The 19,037-nt window shown below is 65.4% G+C and carries 16 protein-coding genes; 11 read left to right on the forward strand and 5 right to left on the reverse strand.

All coding sequences use genetic code 11. The features are described 5' to 3' along the window. The first annotated feature begins 268 nt into the window (after nt 1-268). From AC6H42_RS27145 to AC6H42_RS27160, 4 genes are read left to right on the forward strand one after another with little or no spacing between them, the layout of a single operon-like run. Entirely contained in the window at nt 269-2,401 is a 2,133-nt protein-coding gene (locus AC6H42_RS27145) for a TonB-dependent receptor (protein WP_497549366.1), read from the forward strand. Nucleotides 2,402-2,408: 7 nt separating this feature from the next. Continuing rightward, complete coding sequence (locus AC6H42_RS27150) at nt 2,409-2,696, forward strand: hypothetical protein (protein ID WP_497549367.1); 288 nt, start codon at nt 2,409-2,411, stop codon at nt 2,694-2,696. Then, nucleotides 2,697-4,340, forward strand: a complete 1,644-nt coding sequence (locus AC6H42_RS27155; RefSeq protein ID WP_497549368.1) for a PepSY-associated TM helix domain-containing protein — start codon at nt 2,697-2,699, stop codon at nt 4,338-4,340. Then, entirely contained in the window at nt 4,337-4,645 is a 309-nt protein-coding gene (locus AC6H42_RS27160) for a DUF3325 domain-containing protein (RefSeq protein ID WP_497549369.1), read from the forward strand. The genes AC6H42_RS27155 and AC6H42_RS27160 overlap by 4 nt, the downstream gene beginning before the upstream one ends. Here AC6H42_RS27160 and AC6H42_RS27165 read toward each other — a convergent pair. Further along, nucleotides 4,596-5,198: an RBBP9/YdeN family alpha/beta hydrolase gene (locus AC6H42_RS27165; protein ID WP_497549370.1), complete on the reverse strand. Its 603-nt coding sequence runs from the start codon at nt 5,196-5,198 to the stop codon at nt 4,596-4,598. The two genes, AC6H42_RS27160 and AC6H42_RS27165, sit on opposite strands and share 50 nt — an antisense overlap. A 123-nt stretch (nt 5,199-5,321) precedes the next feature. On the opposite strand from AC6H42_RS27165, the gene AC6H42_RS27170 reads away from it, so the two are divergent. The 4 genes from AC6H42_RS27170 to AC6H42_RS27185 all read left to right on the forward strand — a co-directional run bounded on the left by AC6H42_RS27170 (nt 5,322) and on the right by AC6H42_RS27185 (nt 8,225). After that, nucleotides 5,322-5,780, forward strand: coding sequence for an Lrp/AsnC family transcriptional regulator (locus AC6H42_RS27170; RefSeq protein ID WP_497549371.1), 459 nt, complete (start codon nt 5,322-5,324; stop codon nt 5,778-5,780). Nucleotides 5,781-5,905: 125 nt separating this feature from the next. Continuing rightward, nucleotides 5,906-7,030 carry an acyltransferase family protein gene (locus tag AC6H42_RS27175; protein WP_497549372.1) on the forward strand — a complete coding sequence of 375 codons (1,125 nt, stop codon included), beginning with the start codon at nt 5,906-5,908 and terminating at the stop codon, nt 7,028-7,030. An 80-nt stretch (nt 7,031-7,110) separates the two neighbouring features. Next, nucleotides 7,111-7,557, forward strand: a complete 447-nt coding sequence (locus tag AC6H42_RS27180) for an acyl-CoA thioesterase (RefSeq protein ID WP_497549373.1) — start codon at nt 7,111-7,113, stop codon at nt 7,555-7,557. Next, on the forward strand, nt 7,557-8,225 hold the full coding sequence (locus AC6H42_RS27185) for a formylglycine-generating enzyme family protein (RefSeq protein ID WP_497549374.1): 669 nt from the start codon (nt 7,557-7,559) through the stop codon (nt 8,223-8,225). Before AC6H42_RS27180 ends, AC6H42_RS27185 begins: the two co-directional genes overlap by 1 nt. Nucleotides 8,226-8,389: 164 nt before the next feature. Here the strand turns inward: AC6H42_RS27185 and AC6H42_RS27190 are convergent, their stop codons facing one another. Both AC6H42_RS27190 and AC6H42_RS27195 read right to left on the reverse strand, forming a co-directional pair. Beyond that, on the reverse strand, nt 8,390-8,545 hold the full coding sequence (locus tag AC6H42_RS27190; RefSeq protein WP_497549375.1) for a hypothetical protein: 156 nt from the start codon (nt 8,543-8,545) through the stop codon (nt 8,390-8,392). 29 nt (nt 8,546-8,574) lie between these two features. Beyond that, the gene (locus tag AC6H42_RS27195) at nt 8,575-9,042 is read right to left on the reverse strand and encodes an Lrp/AsnC family transcriptional regulator (protein WP_056404476.1); all 468 of its coding nucleotides are present in this window, start codon (nt 9,040-9,042) and stop codon (nt 8,575-8,577) included. Between the two features lie 125 nt (nt 9,043-9,167). On the opposite strand from AC6H42_RS27195, the gene AC6H42_RS27200 reads away from it, so the two are divergent. Continuing rightward, nucleotides 9,168-12,704 (forward strand): indolepyruvate ferredoxin oxidoreductase family protein, encoded by a 3,537-nt coding sequence (locus tag AC6H42_RS27200; protein ID WP_497549376.1) that lies wholly within the window; start codon nt 9,168-9,170, stop codon nt 12,702-12,704. A 4-nt stretch (nt 12,705-12,708) separates the two neighbouring features. Here AC6H42_RS27200 and AC6H42_RS27205 read toward each other — a convergent pair whose 3' ends face one another. Both AC6H42_RS27205 and AC6H42_RS27210 read right to left on the reverse strand, forming a co-directional pair. Further along, nucleotides 12,709-15,738, reverse strand: a complete 3,030-nt coding sequence (locus AC6H42_RS27205; RefSeq protein ID WP_497549377.1) for a glycosyl hydrolase 115 family protein — start codon at nt 15,736-15,738, stop codon at nt 12,709-12,711. 60 nt (nt 15,739-15,798) lie between these two features. After that, entirely contained in the window at nt 15,799-16,863 is a 1,065-nt protein-coding gene (locus AC6H42_RS27210; protein WP_497549378.1) for a substrate-binding domain-containing protein, read from the reverse strand. A 147-nt stretch (nt 16,864-17,010) separates the two neighbouring features. On the opposite strand from AC6H42_RS27210, the gene AC6H42_RS27215 reads away from it, so the two are divergent. Together AC6H42_RS27215 and AC6H42_RS27220 are read left to right on the forward strand one after the other, a co-directional pair. Continuing rightward, complete coding sequence (locus AC6H42_RS27215; RefSeq protein ID WP_057155460.1) at nt 17,011-17,478, forward strand: formate dehydrogenase subunit gamma; 468 nt, start codon at nt 17,011-17,013, stop codon at nt 17,476-17,478. Beyond that, the gene (locus AC6H42_RS27220; RefSeq protein WP_497549379.1) at nt 17,475-19,034 is read left to right on the forward strand and encodes a formate dehydrogenase beta subunit; all 1,560 of its coding nucleotides are present in this window, start codon (nt 17,475-17,477) and stop codon (nt 19,032-19,034) included. Before AC6H42_RS27215 ends, AC6H42_RS27220 begins: the two co-directional genes overlap by 4 nt. Nucleotides 19,035-19,037 lie beyond the last annotated feature (3 nt).

Raw genomic sequence — 19,037 nt, forward strand, 5'->3', positions numbered from 1 at the left:
GTTCGGACAGAGACGGTGGGATTCGAAGACGGAGCCCCCTGGCGGGGGCGAGGCTATCCGAATCGCCCATCTGCTTCCCGCAGCGCGGGAAGCGCCGCGCGCCGAGGGCGCGCGTCCCCCGCCCAATCAAAGTGCATGCTCAAAGCCTCGATTGACATCCCCCGTCCCTGGAGCGATAATGAGAACCATTTTCATTTAGCCAGCCCCGCACCTTTCAGGATACCGTGCCAGCCAGCCATCGTTGTCCCACGTCCAACGAGAGGTATCAGTGAAGTCGTCCAGGATCACGCCGTTCCAGCTCCGTCCATTGCCGGCGGCCCTGTGGATGGCAGCAGCAACAGCAGCAGCCCAAGCACAAGAACCCCCCACCGGCGAGCCAGCCCCCCAAGCCGTCATCGTCTCGGCCTCCCGCTCCAACATGGAGGCGGCCAAGGCGCCGCAGACCATCGTCATCATCCGCAAAGAGGAAATCGAACGGCAGCTGGCGCTGTCGACCAATTCCTCGGATGTGCTGAGCAGCGTGCTGCCGTCCTACACGCCGAGCCGCGGCAAGATGAACGGCTCCGGCGAAACCCTGCGCGGGCGCACGCCGCTGATCCTGATCGACGGCGTGCCGCAATCGAACCCGGTGCGGCCCACCGGCCGCGAGGCCCACACCATCGACTTCTCCATGGTGGAGCGGATTGAAGTCATCCACGGACCGAACGCTGTCAACGGCCTGGGCGCCACCGGCGGCACCATCAACATCATCACGCGGCGGCCCGACAAGGGCAACTTCAGCCAGCATATCGACGTGCAGGCCACCACGCCGACCTCCGGCCTGGGCTCCGACGTGATGGGCTACAAGTCCAGCTACCGCGCCAGCGGCCGCACGGACAAACTTGACTACCTGTTCGCGCTCGCCTACGAAGACCAGGGCCTGTATCGCGACGGCGCGGGCCGGGCCATCGGCGTGGACGTGACGCAGGGCGACCTGATGGACTCGCGCAGCTACGATGTGATCGGCAAGCTCGGTTACCAGCTGGACGACAAGCAGCGCCTGCAGCTCGCCGTGAACCGCTACAAGATCAAATCGAAGGCCAGCTACGTCGGCGTGGCCGGCAACCGTCAAACGGGCACGCCCTCCACCTCGGTCGAAGGCACGCCGCCGGGCACGCCGGCCTGGAATGACGTGTGGACCTCCAGCGTGACCTACAACCACGACGAGCTGGCCGGCATGGAACTGTCCGCGCTGCTGTTCAAGCAGGAATTCGTCGGCCTGTTCGGCGCCGACAACTCCGCCACCTTCCAGGACGTGGCGATCGCGCCAAGGGGCACGCTGTACGACCAGTCGCGCTCGGTGGCCTCCAAGTTCGGCAGCAAGTTTGGGCTCAGCAAATCGGACTTGCTGGACAAGCGCCTGAAAATCACCGCCGGCTTCGACACCCTCACCGACGAGGGCAAGCAGGACTTGTACGGCACCGGGCGGACCTTTGTGCCGGAGTCGAAGTACCGCAACCTCTCCCTGTTCGCGCAGGGCGAGTTCAAGCTGCTCGACCAGCTCACGCTGCACGGCGGCGTGCGCAAGGAGGACGCCGAGCTGACCGTGGACAGCTACACCACGCTGGCCGCATACAAGAGCGTACTGGTGCAGGGCGGCGCCATCAAGTTCAAGGAAACCCTGTTCAACGCGGGCGCGGTTTACACGCCGGTGCAGGACGTCACGCTGTTCGCGAACTATTCCGAAGGCATGGGCCTGCCCGACATCGGCAGGGCGCTGCGCTCGATCAACACGCCGGGCCAGAGCATCGGCAGCATGCGCAATCTCGAGCCCATCCTCACCGAGGGCGTGGAGGCGGGCGTGCGCGCCCGCAAAGGCGCGTGGGAACTCGATGCCAGCTATTTCCAGTCCGATTCCGACTTCGGCGCGCGCGTGGCGCCGGTGAACGGCGTGTTCATGATGTCGCGCGAAAAGACCCGCCTGCGCGGCGTGGACGCCAGCGTCGGCTACCGTCTCGATGCCGTCCACCGCGCCAAGCTGTCCTATGCCTACACCAAGGGCCGTTACGACAGCGACAACAACGGCAGCCTGGATGCGAAGCTCGACGGCCTGAACGTGGCGCCTAACCGGCTGATCGCCGCCTGGACCGCGAACTGGAGCGGCAAGGTGGCGTCCTTCGTGCAGGCGCAGCACGCCTTCCAGCAGAGCTTCGACGATCCGGCCAAGGAATTCTCGGGCTATACGCTGGTGGACGCCAGCTTGAACTACAAGCTGCCTCGGGGCGAAGTGCGCCTGGGCGTGGCCAATCTGTTCGACCGCGACTACATCACCTACTACTCGCAAAGCGCGCTGGTCGAGCCGAGCCGCTATTTCGCGGGACGGGGGCGCAGCGTGACGCTGGGCTACTCGCTCGGCTTCTAGGCACGCCATGAGCCAAAGACCGCGTATCGATCTGTTGCTGCGCGTGCTGGGCGCCGTCGGCGGCGGCTACGCGCTGACCGCGCTCACCGTGGTCACCGTTGCTGCCGTGCTGGCGCGCCTTGGCATGGTGAGATCGGAAGCGGTGGTGCTGGCGGCCATGCTCGGTTTCATCGGCTACCTGGTGCTGCTGCTATGGGCCTTCAGCGTGAAAAGCACGGCGCGGCTTTGGCTGGTGTTGATGGGGGCTGCTGCCGTCATGGCGGCCGTGCTGCAACTTGTACGGCAGGGGGGATAAGTGGAAAAGAACTTCACAAAGTCCATGGCCTGGCTGCATACCTGGGCCGGCGTGGTGATCGGCAGCCTGCTGTTCGCCATCTTCTGGATGGGCAGCCTGAGTGTGTTCGACCGCGAGATCGACCGCTGGATGATGCCGGATACGCGCCTGGCCGCGCAGCAGCAAGGCGCTTACTCGCTGGACCGCATCGCCACGCTGGCCGGCACTGTGGTGCCTGCAAAAGCCAGCCAGTGGCGCGTTGACCTGCCGACCGAACGGGTACCGGTGCTGCGCTTCTCCTACCGGGACGGCACGGGAGACAGCACGGTGCGGCAGATCGACCCGGCGCGCCACGCCTTCATTCCCGACCAGGGCACCAAGGCCGGCAGCGGCTTCATCTTCCCCTTCCATTTCAGCCTGCACCTGAAGTGGATGGACGTGGGCGAGTGGCTGGTGGGACTGGCCGCGATGGCGATGCTGGTGCTGCTGGTTTCCGGCGTCATCATCCACAAGAAGATCTTCTCGCAGTTCTTCACCTTCCGTCCGCACAAGCGCCTGCAGCGCAGCAGCCTGGATCTGCACAACCTCACCGGCGTGATCGGGCTGCCGTTCCATTTCGTGATGACGCTCTCGGGCCTGATTATCTTCATCGGCATCTACTTCCCGCAAGCGCATTGGGGCGTCTATGGCGCAGGCAAGCAGGCCAAGGCCGCGTACACCGCAGAGGACCTGGGCCGCTACAGCCGCCCCAAAGCCAAGGCGCCGGGAACGCTGGCATCGCTGGACGCGATGGCGCTGCGGGCGGAGCAGGAGTGGCGCGGCGGTCGCCCTTACTTCGTGCGCGTGTGGCATCCGGGGGACGCCAACAGCTACGTCGAGCTGCGCCGCTCCTACGCGCGCGACATCACCATGAATCTCGACCAGATCTACTTCGACGCGGCCACTGGCGAGGTGTTGCACCGCTTCGAGGCGGCGCCGGTCAGGAGCGTGCAGCGCTTCGTCTCGGGCCTGCATTTCATCCAGTTCCAGCACTGGCCGCTGCGCTGGCTGTACTTTCTCGCCGGCTTGTCCGGCTGCGTGCTGATCGCCACCGGCTTCCTGTTCTGGCTTGAGGCGCGGCGCAGCCGGCACGCGAAGAAGGGCCTGGCCGGCGTGCGCGTAGTCGAAGGGCTGGCCATCGGCAGCGTCACCGGCATCGTGATCGCAACGCTGGCCTTCTTCGCAGCGAACCGGCTGCTGCCGCTTGGGGCCAGCTTCGCAGGGCAGGAGCGTGCCGCGCTGGAGCAGTGGATGTTCTATCTGGTGTGGCTGGGCAGCTTCGCCCACGGCTGGTGGCGGCCCGCCGCCGCCTGGCGTGAACAGGCCTGGACCATCTGTGCGCTGGCGCTGGCTTGCGTGCTGCTGAATGCCACTACTACAGGGGATCACTTGTTGCGTGCGCTGTGGTCGGGCAAGTGGGCCGTGGCCGGCATGGACGGGTTGCTCGTCGCGCTCGCGCTGCTTGCCGCGTGGACGGCGAGACGGCTGGCTGCCAAGGCTGGCGCCAAGGACAACGCCGGGCCCAGCCCCAGCACGAGCGCCGGTGCCAATGCCAACGTTCACGCCAATGCGGGACAGGGGCCAGGCGTGCAGTCCGGCGCACCTGCGATAGGGGCGCAGTCATGATGCCCGCGCTGCTGCTGGCCGCAGCCTGCCTGGTGGCTTACTGCGGCTTCGCCTGCCTGGCCTTGGCCATGCCGGAACACTGGGCGCGCGCCAGCGGACAGGAGGGCGAGGTGTCGCCGCACCGGGGCCGCTTGCGCCCGTTTGGATTCGGGCTGCTGGCCGGCGCCTATCTGCTCTGCCTCTGGCGGGACGGCGCGGGCTTTGGCAGCGTGCTTTGGGTGGTTCTTGGGGCGGCCGCCGCCATGGCGGTCGCGTTCACGTTGACTTGGCGGCCAACGCTGCTGCTGCCCCTGGCGCGGCGCTGACCGCTGCCTGCGCCGGCGGCACCTGGGTCCGCAAAGATTCAAGCAAGTCCCACCCCGCCGGCCATTCCCCCAGCCCGCTCGCCGCGTTCAAATGCCCGTGGTTTCCCGCATGGTGAACCTGGCTGCCCCACCCGTGCGCGCAGCGTTCTGTGAGCCCTGTGTTCGCATAGGGATCGTCTCCGCTGGCGACAATGATGCTGGGGAAGGGCAGGCGGATCTGCGGCAGCGGCGCAAAGCCGCGTGCTTCGGATGGGAAGGCCGGCCCATGCGGGTCCGGCAGCGCCACCAGCAGCGCCCCACCGGCCACGATAGTGGCCCGTGCCGCCCAATGCGCCACAGCCAGGCACCCCAGGCTATGCGCCACGATAACCGTGCGTGGACCAAGCCGCCGCACCGCCCGCCCGATCGCGTCGCTCCAATGCCCGCATTCGGGATAATCCCAATCCTCGACTTCCAGCCGCTCAAAGCCGGGATTGCGGCGCTGCCAAAGGCTTTGCCAATGGGTTTCGCCAGAGTTGTTGATGCCGGGGATGATCAGGACAGGAGTATGCATGGCGGCCGGTGAGAGTGATTGACGAGCCCCAGTATGCCAACTATGCTGCGGTGGCTACAGTGGGAAATCATTGAATTCATCACCATTCGGCAGGATTTCGAAGGAAAACCAAGGGGTTCGCAAATGAAAACAAAGCCGGTAGTGGATCGACTCGACAGCCGCATCCTCGGGCTGCTCCAGACCAACGCCCGCATCAGCAATACCGAGATCGGCAAGCGGATTGGCTTGTCGCAGCCGGCCGTGACGGCGCGCATCCAGCGGCTGGAGGAATCCGGCGTGATTGAAGGCTACGGCGCCCGCATCGACGCGCGCCGCGCCGGACTTGGCATCAGCGCGCTGATCCGGCTGAAAACCACGCACAGCCGTATCAACGACTGCCTCGCCAAGTTCCAGGCCATGCCCGCCATCGTGGGCGCCGACAGGATCACCGGCGAGGACTGCTTTATCGTGCGCGTGACGGTGGCGGAGATGAGCGAACTGGAAAGCGCCATCGACGACCTTGCCAGCCTGGGCCCGGTGACCACCTCCATCGTGCTGGCCAGCTACCCGCCCAAGCCGCTCGCCATTCCGGTGCAAGAGTAGGTGGCGGGCAGTGTGGGCGGTATGTGGCCACTTCGGCTATCATACCGCCCGGTCCGCAATATCACCGCCAGCCAGTCTTGCGTGTAGAAGCATTGTTGGAATGTAAACGCTAGCAAGGGATGGCAATGAATGTAGCAGTACGCACGGGTCCGGCCCCAGCGGCCCCGGCACAGTTTGGCCTGATCAACCTGTTGAAAGCCGTCGCCGCGCAGCTGATCGTGCTGCATCATCTGGCGTTCTACGGCCCCATGTCGGACCACGCGCAGGCGCTGATGCCCGAGCTGATGGGCTGGCTCAACGACCATGCGCGCATCGCCGTGCAAGTGTTCCTGGTGGTGGGGGGCTTCCTGGCCGCCAAATCCCTGTCGCCGGCCGGCCGGCCCGGTATCGCCACGCCGCTGCACACCGCGTGGCGCCGCTATGCCAAGCTGGCCCCGCCGTTCCTTGCCGCCACGCTGCTGGCGGCAGGCGCAAACGCGCTGGCCAGCGCCTGGATGACGCACGACTCCATTTCCGCACCCGCCAGTTTTGGCCAGTTGAGCGCGCACGCGCTGCTGTTGCACAGCGTACTGGGTTATGAATCGCTGTCGGCCGGCGCGTGGTACGTCGCCATCGACTTCCAGCTGTACGCAGGCATGGTGCTGCTGCTATGGCTGTCCGGCCGCCTGGGCGGCGACGGCCTGCGCACCTGGCTGATGCCGGCCGTGATGCTGGCCGCTGTCAGCAGTTCGCTGCTGTACTTCAACCTGGACAGCGACTGGGACAATTGGGCGCCGTACTTCTTCGGCAGTTATGGCTTGGGCGTGCTGGCGTGGTGGGCCAGCGACGCAAGGCGCAAGCCGGGCGCGGTGGCGCTGCTGCTGGCGATGCTGGTGCTGCCGACGCTGGCCGCGCTGGTCTTGGAGTTCCGCGTCCGCATCGCCGTGGCGCTGGCAGTGGCCTGCGCGCTGTTCGCTTTCGGCCGCGCGAAGCTGACAGGCGAGGCAGGCCGCGCATGGGGGCTGGTGAATTACCTTGCCAAAACCTCGTACGCGGTGTTCCTGATTCACTTCCCGGTCAGCCTGATCGTGAACGCCGCCTTTACCCGCTTCGCGCCGGCGGAACCGTACTGGCAGGCGGCGGGCATGGCGATCGCCTGGGGCGCCAGCCTGGCCGCCGGCGCGGCCTTTCACCGCTGGGTGGAAGTGCCGCTGGTGCGGATTGTCGGTCTCGCGGCGCAGCACGTCATGCCACGCCCGGTGGCGGCGTAAGCGGCGCCCGGCGCGGCCCGGGCGCATCGATCGTGCGGATGCCCCCTATAATGGCGGCTCACGGACCACACTGAGACGCCATGCCCTGGGATTATCCGCAAGCCTACACCCTGCCGCTACAGCCGCAAGCGCAAGACATCGACGGCCTGCAGCACACCAACAACGCCGTCTACGTGCGCTGGTGCGAGGCGATAGGCTGGTCCCATTCCGAAGCACTGGGGCTGGCGCTGGCCGACTACCACCGCCTCGACCGCGCCATGGCCATCCGCAGCGCCTCCTATGACTACCTGCAGGCCACGCGCCTCGGCGAGCCGCTCACGCTGGGGACCTGGCTCACCGCCAGCGACGGCAAAATGACCATGGAGCGGCGCTTCCAGCTGATCCGCGACAGCGACCAGGCCACCGTGCTGCGCGGCCGCTGGGAGCTGATCTGCGTGGACATCAGTGCCGGCCGCGCGCGCCGCTTCCCGCCCGAGTTCACCGCCATCTACTTGTCCGCCATGGTGGATCCAGCGGGCGGGCAATAGTGCTGCCCGATCTCATCGCCATCCCGTCCGGCACCATCGCCATGAAGGACGACAGGACCGGCCGCCACTGGCTTGCCGCGATAGCCCGATTCGACCTCGCGCGCCACCCGGTCACGCAGGCGCAGTACGCCGCCGTCACGGGCGCGTGGCCCTCGCCGGTGAGGGCGGAGCAGCACCCGGTGGTCGGCGTTTCGTGGCTCGACGCGGTCCGGTTCTGCAACCGGCTGTCGCTGTCCAAAGGGCTGCGCGCCAGCTATGCGCTGCACGCCGACGGCAGCGGCGCCGCCGCCGTCAGCGGGGCGGATGGCTACCGTCTGCCCACCGAGGCCGAATGGGAATACGCCTGCCGCGCGGGCAGCAGCGCCGCGCGCTACGGCGAGTTGGACGCTATCGCCTGGTACGCAGACAACTCCGGCGGCGGCACGCACGACGTCGGCACGAAGCTGCCCAACGCGTGGGGCCTGCACGATATGCTGGGCAACGTGTGGGAATGGTGCACCGACTTGTACGATCCCGAAGTCTACGGCGACTACCGCGTGTTTCGCGGCGGCGGCTGGGCCGACAAGGAGCGCGGCTGCCTGGCCGCCAACCGCCGCCGCAGTCACCCGACCTTTTCCATCGACGATCTCGGCTTCCGCGTGGCGCGGAGCGCCGCAAGTCGACCATAAGCACTTCCCAGGCCGTGTTGCTCGGCACAGCCTGTTCTCTGAAGACGGGGCACAGCGATGCAGCGGCGAAGGGCAGCTCTACATCAGCGCACTTGCTTGCGCCCGCAGGGACCGGGCCGCGCTTTATCCGAGGTGGTTGGCGTGTTCATGCTGGGGCGCCAGGTTCAGGCAGCGGGGAAAGCGGCGTTGACGGTCGCATAAGGCGTTGCCGCTGCCATCAGCGGCGCGGTGTGGCCATGACCGAGGAAACCGCTGACCATCTGGGCGTTGTGCGCCCACAGCGGCGCGGATGATGCGATATCGCCGAAGTGAGTCTGCAAGAAATGCGCACGGCGCTCTGAGCTTCTGCCTACAGCGGCAGGGCGGTCTCGTATTTCACTTCGCGCAGCGCCACGCTGGTGTTCACCTGCGAAACGCCGTTCAGCTTTACCAGCACGTTGTGCAGGAAGTCGTGGTAGCCGTCCATGTCCGCCACCACGATCTTCACCAGGTAGTCGGCATTGCCGGTGGTCTCGTAGCACTCCACCACCTCCGGCCGCAAGCGCATCGCTTCCTCAAAATTCTTCACTGCGCCTTCCTCGTGCCGCGCCAGCGTAATGTTGGCCATGCACACCACCGACAGCCCCAGCTTGCGCCGGTCCACCAGCGCCGTGTAGCGGATGATGTAGCCGTTGTCCTCCAGCTCCTTCTGGCGCCGCCAGCACGGGCTGGCCGACATGCCGATTTTCTCGGCCAGTTCGTTGGACGAGATACGCGCGTTTTTTTGTAGTTCAGACAAGATCTTGAGCGAGGCCGCGTCCAGGGAATCATTTTTCATTTTTGGGCGGTTTAGAGAAAGAAAAAACCTATTCTAATGCTTCCAGGCGTAAGAATAGGAGTAATATTTCGGTCTGTGCGCCATATCATTTCTCGCACTATAAGTCCTTAACGCGAGACAAAACAATGAATTCCATGACCTTGCCGGCCACCATGCAGCCCGCGCTTGCGGACCCCGACTACGCTCTCTCCGACAATCTTACCCGGGCCCATGGCCGCGTGTTCCTGACCGGCACCCAGGCACTGGTACGGCTGCTGTGCATGCAGAAGGTCTGCGACGACGCGCAAGGCCTGAACACGGGCGGCTTCGTCAGCGGCTACCGTGGCTCGCCGTTGGGCGCGGTGGACCAGGAACTGTGGCGCGCATCCAAGCTGCTGGAGCAGCACAACGTTGAATTCCTGCCCGCGATTAACGAAGAACTGGGCGCCACGGCGGTGCTCGGTTCGCAGCAGGTGGAAGCCGATCCCACCCGTAAGGTCGATGGCGTGTTCGCCATGTGGTACGGCAAAGGCCCGGGCGTGGACCGCGCGGGCGACGCGCTCAAGCACGGCCATGTGTACGGCTCCTCGCCGCGCGGCGGCGTGCTGGTGATCCTGGGGGACGACCACGGCTGCGTGTCTTCGTCCATGCCGCACCAGAGCGAGCAGGCGCTGATCGCATGGAGCATGCCGGTGATTAATCCGGCCAACATCCAGGAGTACCTGGAATTCGGCCTGTACGGCTGGGCGCTGTCGCGCTATTCGGGCGCCTGGTCCGGCTTCAAGGCCATTTCGGAAACCGTGGAAGGCGGCGCCGTGGTGGAGCTGCCGCCGCTGCCGCAGTATGTCACGCCCACCGGCTACACCGCACCGCCGGACGGCCTGCACAACCGCTGGCCGGACTTGCCGGGCCTGGCGCTGGAAGTGCGCGCGGCGGAAAAGCTGGAAGCGGTGCAAGCCTTCGCGCGCGCCAATTCCATCGACCGCCTGGTGGTGCCAGCACCGCGTGCAACCATCGGCATCATCAGCGCCGGCAAGGCCTATCTCGATTTGCTGGAAGCGCTGGAACGCCTTGGCCTGCCTTTGAGCCGCCTGGAGGAACTTGGTGTGCGCCTGTACAAGCCGGGCCTGACCTATCCGCTGGAGCGCACCCGCCTGGCGGCGTTCGCCGACGGCTTGCAGGAAATCCTGGTGGTGGAAGAGAAGGGCGCCGTGATCGAGCAGCAGGTGAAGAACCTGTTCTACAACCTGCCGCAGTCCGAACGTCCGGCCGTCATCGGCAAGACCGACCAGCATGGCCACGCGCTGCTGTCCGCGCTGGGCGAGCTGCGGCCATCGCGCATCGCACCGGCCATCGTGCAATGGCTGGCGCCGCGCTTCCCGGCGCTGGACCTGCAGCGCATGCTGCCGGACTTTTGCGCCGCCGAGCTGCTGTCCAACAGCGCCGATGGCATCAAGCGCACCCCGTACTTCTGCTCCGGCTGTCCGCACAACACCTCCACCCGCGTGCCGGAAGGCAGCCGCGCCATGGCGGGCATAGGCTGCCACTTCATGGCCACCTGGATGAAGCGCGACACCAACTACCTGGCGCAGATGGGCGGCGAGGGCATCAGCTGGGTGGGTTCTTCGCGTTTCGTGGGCGAGAAGCACGTATTCCAGAACCTGGGCGACGGCACTTACTACCATTCTGGTTCGCTGGCGATCCGCCAGGCGATCGCCGCGCGCACCAACATCACCTACAAGATCCTGTACAACGACGCGGTGGCCATGACCGGCGGCCAGCCGGTGGACGGCACGCTGTCCGTGCCGCAGATCGTGCAGCAGGTGGTGAGCGAGGGCGCGAAGAAGGTGGTGGTGGTGACCGACCAGCCGGAGAACTACACCGGCGTGGCGCTGCCGGCCGGCGTAACGGTGCACCACCGCAGCGAGCTCGATGCCATGCAGCGCATGCTGCGCGAGATCGCCGGCGTGACGGTGCTGGTGTACGACCAGACCTGCGCGGCCGAAAAGCGCCGCCGCCGCAAGAAGAACAAGCCGGAAAAAATCGTATTCCCCGACCCGGCGCGCCGCATGGTGATCAACCCGGCCGTGTGCGAAGGCTGCGGCGACTGCGGCGTGCAATCGAACTGCCTGTCCATCCTGCCGCTGGAAACGGAATTGGGCCGCAAGCGCCAGATCGAGCAATCGTCCTGCAACAAGGATTACTCGTGCGTAGAAGGCTTCTGTCCGAGCTTCGTCTCGGTACTGGGCGGCACGCTGCGCAAACCGGCCAGCGTGGCCCTCACGCTGGCGGACCTGGAACAGGCGCTGGGCCGCTACCCGGCGCCCGCGCCGCACGCGCTGGACAAGCCGTTCGAAATCCTGGTGGCGGGTGTGGGCGGTACCGGCATCGTCACCGTCGGAGCGCTGATCACCATGGCCGCGCACCTGGAAGGCAAGGGCGCGTCCACGCTGGACTTCATGGGTTTTGCGCAGAAGGGCGGCGCGGTGCTGTCGCATGTGCGCGTGGCCGCGTCGCCGTCGGCCTTGAACCAAGTGCGTATCGACTTGCAGCAGGCGGACGCGGTGTTCGCCTGCGACCTGGTGGTAGCGGCGATGCCGGACAGCCTGTCCGTGATGCGGCGCGGCCACACGCAAGTGGTGGCCAACGAGCGCGAGATCCCGACGGCGGAATTCACCCGCGACCGCGACGCCTCCATCAACAAGGACGGCTTGCTCGAGAAGCTGGCATCGGCAGCGGGCGGCGCCAATCTGCTGCAGCTGGACGCGCAGGAAATCGCGGCGCGCTTCCTCGGCGATCCGATCGGCGGAAATATCCTGCTGATGGGCTATGCGTGGCAAAAGGGGCTGGTGCCGGCCGGCCTGGAAGCGCTGATGCGGGCGATTGAGCTGAACGGCGTCGCCATCGACATGAACAAGCGCGCCTTTATGCTGGGCCGCCTGGCCGCAGCCGACCAGGACGCGCTGTCCCGCCTGGCGCAGCCGCAACAGCAGGTGATCCAGTTCGCCGCGCCCAAATCGCTGCCGGAACTGGTGGCCTTCCGCGCGGACTGGCTGAGCAAGTACCAGAATGCTGCCTATGCCCGTGTTTACGCCGACGCGGTGGCGGCCGTCGAGCTGAAAGAGGTCGCGTTGGACGGCGATGGGGCGAAGCGCACGCTGAGCAAGGCCGTGGCGCGCAACCTGTTCAAGCTGATGGCTTACAAGGACGAATACGAAGTGGCGCGCCTGCACGCCGACCCGAGCTTCCGCGAGCAGATCGCGGCGCAATTCGAAGGCGACTACAAGCTCGGCTTCCATCTGGCGCCGCCATTGTTGGCGCGCAAGAAGCCGGGTTCGGACGTGCCAGCCAAGATGGCGTTCGGCGGCTGGATGATGAAAGGCTTCGGCGGCCTGGCGCGCCTGAAATGCCTGCGCGGCACGCCGCTGGACATCTTTGGCTACACCGAAGAGCGGCGCCGCGAACGCGCGCTGCGCGACCGCTACCTGGCGTTCGTGCACGAGCTGTCCGCTTGCCTCGGGCTACACAATAAAGCCGCCGCGCTGAGGCTGGCGCAACTGCCGGAACAGGTGCGCGGCTACGGCCACGTCAAGCTGGCGGCGATGGACCAGGTGGACGCTGCCTGGCAAGCGCGCATGGTGGAGTTCCAAACCCCGGCCACTGAGCTGAAGCGGCAAGCCTGATTGGTCAACGGGCCGTGCCGCGCGCCGGGAAGTAGGGACTTTCCGGCGGCCCCAGATAGCTTGGCTTGAGGCCGCCCGTATTGACCACCAGCCGCTGCAGCACGACGCCCGGGTCCAGGGCCCAGAATTTCAGCGTGTGTTTGCCAGCGGACCTCACCATGTGCGTGCTGGAGAACCTGGCCACACCGTCTGACACGATCTTGCGCCACTGTTCTTCCGATTCATCCGCGTGGATATTGATCACCTGAGGCGCTTCATCGTCGAAGGAGATCCCGTAGCGGAAGCCGCCTCCCGGGGAGAATTTCAGCGTCGGGGCCAATACCGCTTCAACCTCGAGCTTGCCGGGGTTGAAGATATTCACGGTATATTGCAGCTGCATGCCATCGCGCAGCTCAAGTGCCCCCGCCTGTGCGGGCGACACGGTCATGCCGGACAAGGTATGGCCATAGTCCGGAATCTTCAGCCAGCGCCGGCCGGGCGCGCTCGGCGCTGCCGTGTAATGCTCCGCTTCGATGGCGATCACGCCGTGCGCCTCCACATGCCCGGTGGCCTGTTCCGGCCGCAACGCGGCAGGGTTGTGGACGGGAACGGCCACCTTAACGCTGGCTTTGTCCGGCCCTGTCACCGTCAATTCCGCGCGGCTGTCGCCCAGCGGCACCTGGTCCCATTGCACGTCGACTTCTACCAGCTGTGTTTTCTCAACGGTTCCGCCGCTTGTGCTCAGGCGAACCCATGGCTGGTTGGCGGAAATGCTGAACGAGAATGGCGCGCTTGAACGGTTGAACAGTTCAATGCGGCCTGCCTGCTTCTGGAACACGTCCAGCTGTGGCAGCACCAGCGGTTTGATGGGGAATACTGGCCATGATACGGCATTGCCTTCGACGGCTATCCCCATCTGGTCGCTGGGGTGGATGCCGTTGGGGGCCGCTAGCTCGCCATTTACGGGAGCGCGCAATTCGCTCACCGCCGGCATCACGTCGCGATAGGGCTGGTCCCAGTTGGTATAGCCGAAACGGGTTTGCGACATCATATGCTTCCACTTCCCGCCGCTGATGTCCTGCTGGTACTTGCGCGCCAGTTCCGCGTCGTTGGCAAACAGCGCGCGCACCTTGGCGGCCATGTCGTTGGCGGTAATCCTGCCTTGGTTCGCATAAAGGCGGTTCATGCCGGCGCTGACATACATGTCCAGCGCGTTGGCCGAAGCGCGCACCGGGTACTCCACCAGCTGGAAGAACGCGTCGCGCTGCTGAGCCGGCAAGGCTGCGGCGACGCGCCGCGCACGCTCGGCCAGGCCGTTGTAGGCGCTCACCACGCGCTCCGCCTCCCGATAGTTCACCAGGCTGTAGGTCGCCGGGTCGAGCTGCTCCGGGCGGCGCCGCGCGTTGAAGCGCGTGTACTGGTTGACGATATCGGCAATGTCGCCCGCGTGGACAGCGCCGAATTCGCGCGCGGCCCACTGGTTCAGATAGCCGCCCAGGCGCTCGGCCGGCCAGGCTTTCGGGTCCCAGGCGTAGGTGAGGAAGAATTCGGTCGGTATTTCCATGGGCTTCAGATCGCCGACATTCACAACCCACATGCGGTCAGCTCCGAAGTCGCTGGCCAGGTTCATTTGTTCCCACACCTTGGCAATCTGGGTTACGTTGAGCCATTTATAGGAGCGCGGCACGCCAACGTAATCGAAATGGTAGTAAATGCCGGCGCCGCCGCTGCGCTTTCGTTCTTCCGCCGTCGGCAGGCGCCGGATGTTGCCCCAGTTGTCGTCGCACATCAGCAGCAGCACGTCGTCCGGCACGCGCATGCCTTTGTCGTAATATTCCTGCACTTCCTTGTACAGGGCCCACAGTTGCGGTACCTGGGCCGGGTCCTTGTTCCATTCGGCTGCAATCAGCTTGCGCTGGTCGTTCACGATGCCCTGAAGCAGGGAAACGTTGGCCTGCTCGGACATAGGCTCATCGCCGTCACCCCGCATCGCCATCGTGATCACCTGCTCGTAGTCATGGCTGTTGCGTAAACCCTCGGCCCAGAATTTGCGCAACGCATCGCCGTTTTTCTCGTAGTCCCACGGTCCTTTGCCGTAACGGTGCCATTCCTGCTGCGAGCGCATCATCGGCTCGTGATGCGAGGTGCCCATGACGATGCCCATTTCGTTGGCCAGCCGGGCGTTTTCCTTGTCGTCGTCGTTGAACGCCGAGTACCACATGGCCGGCCACAGGTAATTGGCGCGCATTCGCAGCATCAGTTCGAACAGCTTTTCATAGAACTGGTGATTGAATCCGCCGAATTTGTCCTTGGCCCAATTAGTCAGCGCAGGCGCCTCATCGTTCAGGAAGATGCCACGGTATTTCACGGCGGGGCGGTCGCTCACCAGCGTGCCGAATGGAACGACGGCGCGGTCCTTGCGGGGAACCGGCACGTCCGCCCACCAATACCATGGCGACACGCCCAACTGCTCGGCCAGCGTGTAGATGCCAAAGATAGTGCCGCGTTTGTCGCTGCCGGCGATCACGAGGGCGCGCGCCACGCCGGGCATTGGTGCTTTCACCGCCTGCACCACGTAGCCTTCCCACAGGTCCTTGATTGAGCTGGTGTCGAGCTTCTTCTGTGCGATCAGTTGATCGATCAGGCGGCTGTGGCCTATGGTGCCGATCAGGATCACGTCCTGACCGCTAACTGCGCCGGGTGTCTTTTGCAGGCTCAAGGAAGGGCGCTGGCTACCCACCTTTTCGATGTCGCTTTGAAGATCGCGCGCCGCACGCAGCACCCCGGGGTAGTCGTCGCCATCCAGATGAATGGAAGCCATCTTTCCGCGCGCGATCAGCTCGACACCCGCAGCGGGGCCGGAATCCACGAACTTCTTCTGACCGATCGCCAATGCCGCCGGCGACACGGACAGGCAAGCGATTGCAAAGCTTGAAACCAGGGCGTACAGCAATTTCATGCGCGAACCTTTGTGTTTTGAAGTGGCTTTACCATTCCATAACACAAAAAAGATAGCGCAATCATTTTTTGTAAAACGCCGCCGCTTGCTTAACAAGCTGGCGGCCTGCGCTGCGCCAGTGATAAGGGCGCTGAAACCGGATACAGCCGCACCCGCTCAGAACAAAGATTGCAGCGCCAGGCGCTGGCCGCTCATGGCGCCGTCGTAGCCGGGCAGGGCGGCCAGCGTGGCTTTGAATTCGTCGCTTTCCATGACTGCCAGCGCGGCGGCGACCAGTGGCGCAGCCGGCGCCTCGCGGGAGCACGCGAAAAAGTAGCGCTCGCGCACCACCGGCACGAAATCGAGGTCGAAACGGCGGGCGGCGGTTTCCACGCCGAAGCTGGCGTCGGCCATGTTGCTGGCGACGTAGGCGGCCACCGCCGCGTGCGTGAATTCAGCGCTCTCGAAGCCGTTGATGCGGTCCGGCGCAATGCCGTGGCCGTCCAGTAGCAGTTCCAGCAGCAGCCGCGTGCCCGAGCCGCGCTGGCGGTTCACAAAACGCACGTCCTGCCGCGCCAGGTCGTCCAGCGTGCGGATGTCCTTCGGATTTCCCTTTGCGGTAAAGATGCCCTGCATGCGATAGGCCAGGTGGATCAGCATCTGGCGGGCCGGATCGAGCAGTGGGCGGTACTTGGCCGCCGCCGCGCCTTCGAATTCGCCCACCGGCAGGTGAAAGCCGGCCAGGTCGCACTCTCCGCGCGCCAGGGCTGCCACGGCCTCGGTGCTGCTGCGGTATTGCAGGTCCACCAGCAGGCCTTGCTGCTCCAGCCGGCTTACCAGCGCCGCTACCGCGAAGCCGTGCGATGCGGTCAGGCGCAGGGCGGGCGGACGCTCGTCGAGCAGGCTGGCCAGCTCCTGCTGCAGCTCGGAGGCCAGGCTGTCCAGCATGGGGCTCAACCGGGCGGCGATGCGCTTGTCGGCCCAGATCAGTTTGTCGGCCAGCGGCGACAGCACCGTCCCCGATCCACGCGACTTGTGCACCAGCTCCGCGCCGAATTGTTCGTTGAATTGGTTCAGCAGCCCCCACGCGTGGCGATAGGAGATGCCGCAGTCCTTTGCGGCCTGGCTGATGCTGCCCGTGCTGCGCACCGCCGCCAGCAGGTCCAGCAGCACCGGCAGCGGTACGGCCTGCCCGTTCGGATGGCGCAGCACCCAGTCCGGGCGTATCTCAACTTTGAACATATGCAAAATCCTTCATATTGCGTTGGTGTTTTTACAGTGATAGCCTAGGTTTATGCGTGAATATTAAGCGAAATATATGTTTTATAGAACATAACTTGCACTAAGTATTCGCGGCACTCGGCACACAATAAAAACGACGGAGGCATTATGCAGCAGCGTATTTCCCAGGCAAGCGCCATCCTTGCCGCCAGCAGTGGTGCGCAGGACCAGCTACTGCCGGTCCTGCACGCGATCCAGGATGCCATCGGCTATATTCCGCCCGAGCAGGTGGAAGAGATCGCCTCCACCTTCAATCTGTCGCGCGCCGAAGTGCATGGCGTGATCACCTTCTACCACTACTTCCGCACCGAAGCGCCGGCGCGCAAGGTGGTGCAGATCTGCCGCGCAGAAGCCTGCCAGAGCATGGGCGGCGACGCACTGCTGGCGCACGCCGAACACGCGCTGGGCTGCAAGTTGCACGCGCACACCACGGACGGAGAATTCGCGCTGGAGCCGGTGTACTGCCTGGGCCAATGCGCCACCGCGCCGTCCATGATGATCAACGAAGCGCTGCATGCGCGCGTCACCCCGGCGCGCTTCGACGCGTTGCTGGCCAAAGTGAAGGAAGCAGCATGAGCATCCGCATCTACATTCCCGGCGATTCCACCGCGCTGGCGCTGGGCGCCGACGACGTGGCGGCAGCCATCGCCGCCGAAGCGGCGTGCCGTGGCATCGACATCGACATCGTGCGTAACGGCACGCGCGGCCTGCTGTGGCTGGAGCCGCTGGTGGAAGTGGGCACGGCCGACGGCCGCATCGGCTTCGGTCCGGTGGACGCGGCCGACGTGCCCGCACTGTTCGACGCCGGTTTCCACCTGGGCGACAGCAAGCACACCCTGGCCCTGGGCCTGGTGGAGCAGATTCCTTACCTGGCCAGGCAAAGCCGCCTGACCTTCGCCCGCGCCGGCATTACCGATCCGCTGTCGCTGGCCGACTACGAGGCGCACGACGGCTACAAGGGCCTGCGCAATGCGCTTGCGATGGAGCCGGCCGCCATCGTTGCCGCCGTCACCGCCTCCGGCCTGCGCGGCCGCGGCGGCGCCGCATTCCCAACCGGGATCAAGTGGAACACCGTGCTGAAAGCAGCCGGCGTGCAAAAATACATTGTCTGCAACGCCGATGAAGGCGACTCCGGCACCTTCGCCGACCGTATCGTGATGGAAGGCGACCCCTTCATGCTGATCGAAGGCATGACCATCGCCGGGCTGGCGGTGGGCGCGAACAAGGGCTACATCTACGTGCGCAGCGAATACCCGCACGCCATCGCCAACCTGAACCACGCGATTGACAGCGCGGTGCAGGCGGGCTACCTCGGCGCCAATGTCCTGGGCTCCGGCCGCGCCTTCGAGCTGGAAGTGCGCAAGGGCGCCGGCGCCTACATCTGCGGCGAAGAGACTGCGCTGCTGGAGAGCATCGAAGGCAAGCGCGGCGTGGTGCGCGCCAAGCCGCCGTTGCCTGCGCTGTCCGGCCTGTTCGGCCTGCCCACCGTGATCAACAACGTGCTGTCGCTGGCAGCTGTGCCGCTCATCCTCGACAAGGGAGCGGCCTACTACCAGGACTACGGCATGGGCCGTTCACGCGGCACCTTGCCGGTGCAGCTGGCCGGGAACATCAAGCACGGCGGCCTGATCGAACTGGCCTTCGGCGTCACGCTGCGCGACATCCTGTTCGACTACGGCGGCGGCAGCGCCTCCGGCCGCCCGATCAAGGCGGTGCAGGTGGGCGGCCCGCTGGGCGCTTATTTGCCCGAGTCGCAATGGGACACACCGCTGGACTACGAAGCGTTCGCTTCGCTGTGGGCAGTGCTCGGCCACGGCGGCATCGTGGTGCACGACGACAGCGCCGATATGGCCAAGCTGGCCCGCTACGCGATGGAATTCTGTGCCGTGGAATCGTGCGGCAAATGCACGCCATGCCGCATCGGCTCCACGCGCGGCGTGGAAGTTATCGACAAGATCCGTGAAGGCAGCGAGCGTCCCAAGCAGGTGATCCTGCTGCGCGAGCTGTGCGACACCATGCTGCATGGCTCGCTGTGCGCGATGGGCGGCATGACGCCGTACCCCGTGCTGTCGGCCCTGAACCACTTCCCGCAAGATTTCGGCCAGGTCTGCGCAGACCAGCGCGCCGCCTAGGAG

The organism is Massilia sp. NBRC 108631 (genome assembly GCF_059704565.1).

What these genes read in the sequence shown, in the direction of transcription:
- AC6H42_RS27195 (WP_056404476.1), bottom strand. Translation starts at nt 9,042, where the DNA reads ATGAAAAATGATTCCCTGGACGCGGCCTCGCTCAAGATCTTGTCTGAA.
- AC6H42_RS27175 (WP_497549372.1), top strand. Translation starts at nt 5,906, where the DNA reads ATGAATGTAGCAGTACGCACGGGTCCGGCCCCAGCGGCCCCGGCACAG.
- AC6H42_RS27180 (WP_497549373.1), top strand. Translation starts at nt 7,111, where the DNA reads ATGCCCTGGGATTATCCGCAAGCCTACACCCTGCCGCTACAGCCGCAA.
- AC6H42_RS27150 (WP_497549367.1), top strand. Translation starts at nt 2,409, where the DNA reads ATGAGCCAAAGACCGCGTATCGATCTGTTGCTGCGCGTGCTGGGCGCC.
- AC6H42_RS27165 (WP_497549370.1), bottom strand. Translation starts at nt 5,198, where the DNA reads ATGCATACTCCTGTCCTGATCATCCCCGGCATCAACAACTCTGGCGAA.
- AC6H42_RS27170 (WP_497549371.1), top strand. Translation starts at nt 5,322, where the DNA reads ATGAAAACAAAGCCGGTAGTGGATCGACTCGACAGCCGCATCCTCGGG.
- AC6H42_RS27160 (WP_497549369.1), top strand. Translation starts at nt 4,337, where the DNA reads ATGATGCCCGCGCTGCTGCTGGCCGCAGCCTGCCTGGTGGCTTACTGC.
- AC6H42_RS27215 (WP_057155460.1), top strand. Translation starts at nt 17,011, where the DNA reads ATGCAGCAGCGTATTTCCCAGGCAAGCGCCATCCTTGCCGCCAGCAGT.
- AC6H42_RS27210 (WP_497549378.1), bottom strand. Translation starts at nt 16,863, where the DNA reads ATGTTCAAAGTTGAGATACGCCCGGACTGGGTGCTGCGCCATCCGAAC.
- AC6H42_RS27200 (WP_497549376.1), top strand. Translation starts at nt 9,168, where the DNA reads ATGAATTCCATGACCTTGCCGGCCACCATGCAGCCCGCGCTTGCGGAC.
- AC6H42_RS27220 (WP_497549379.1), top strand. Translation starts at nt 17,475, where the DNA reads ATGAGCATCCGCATCTACATTCCCGGCGATTCCACCGCGCTGGCGCTG.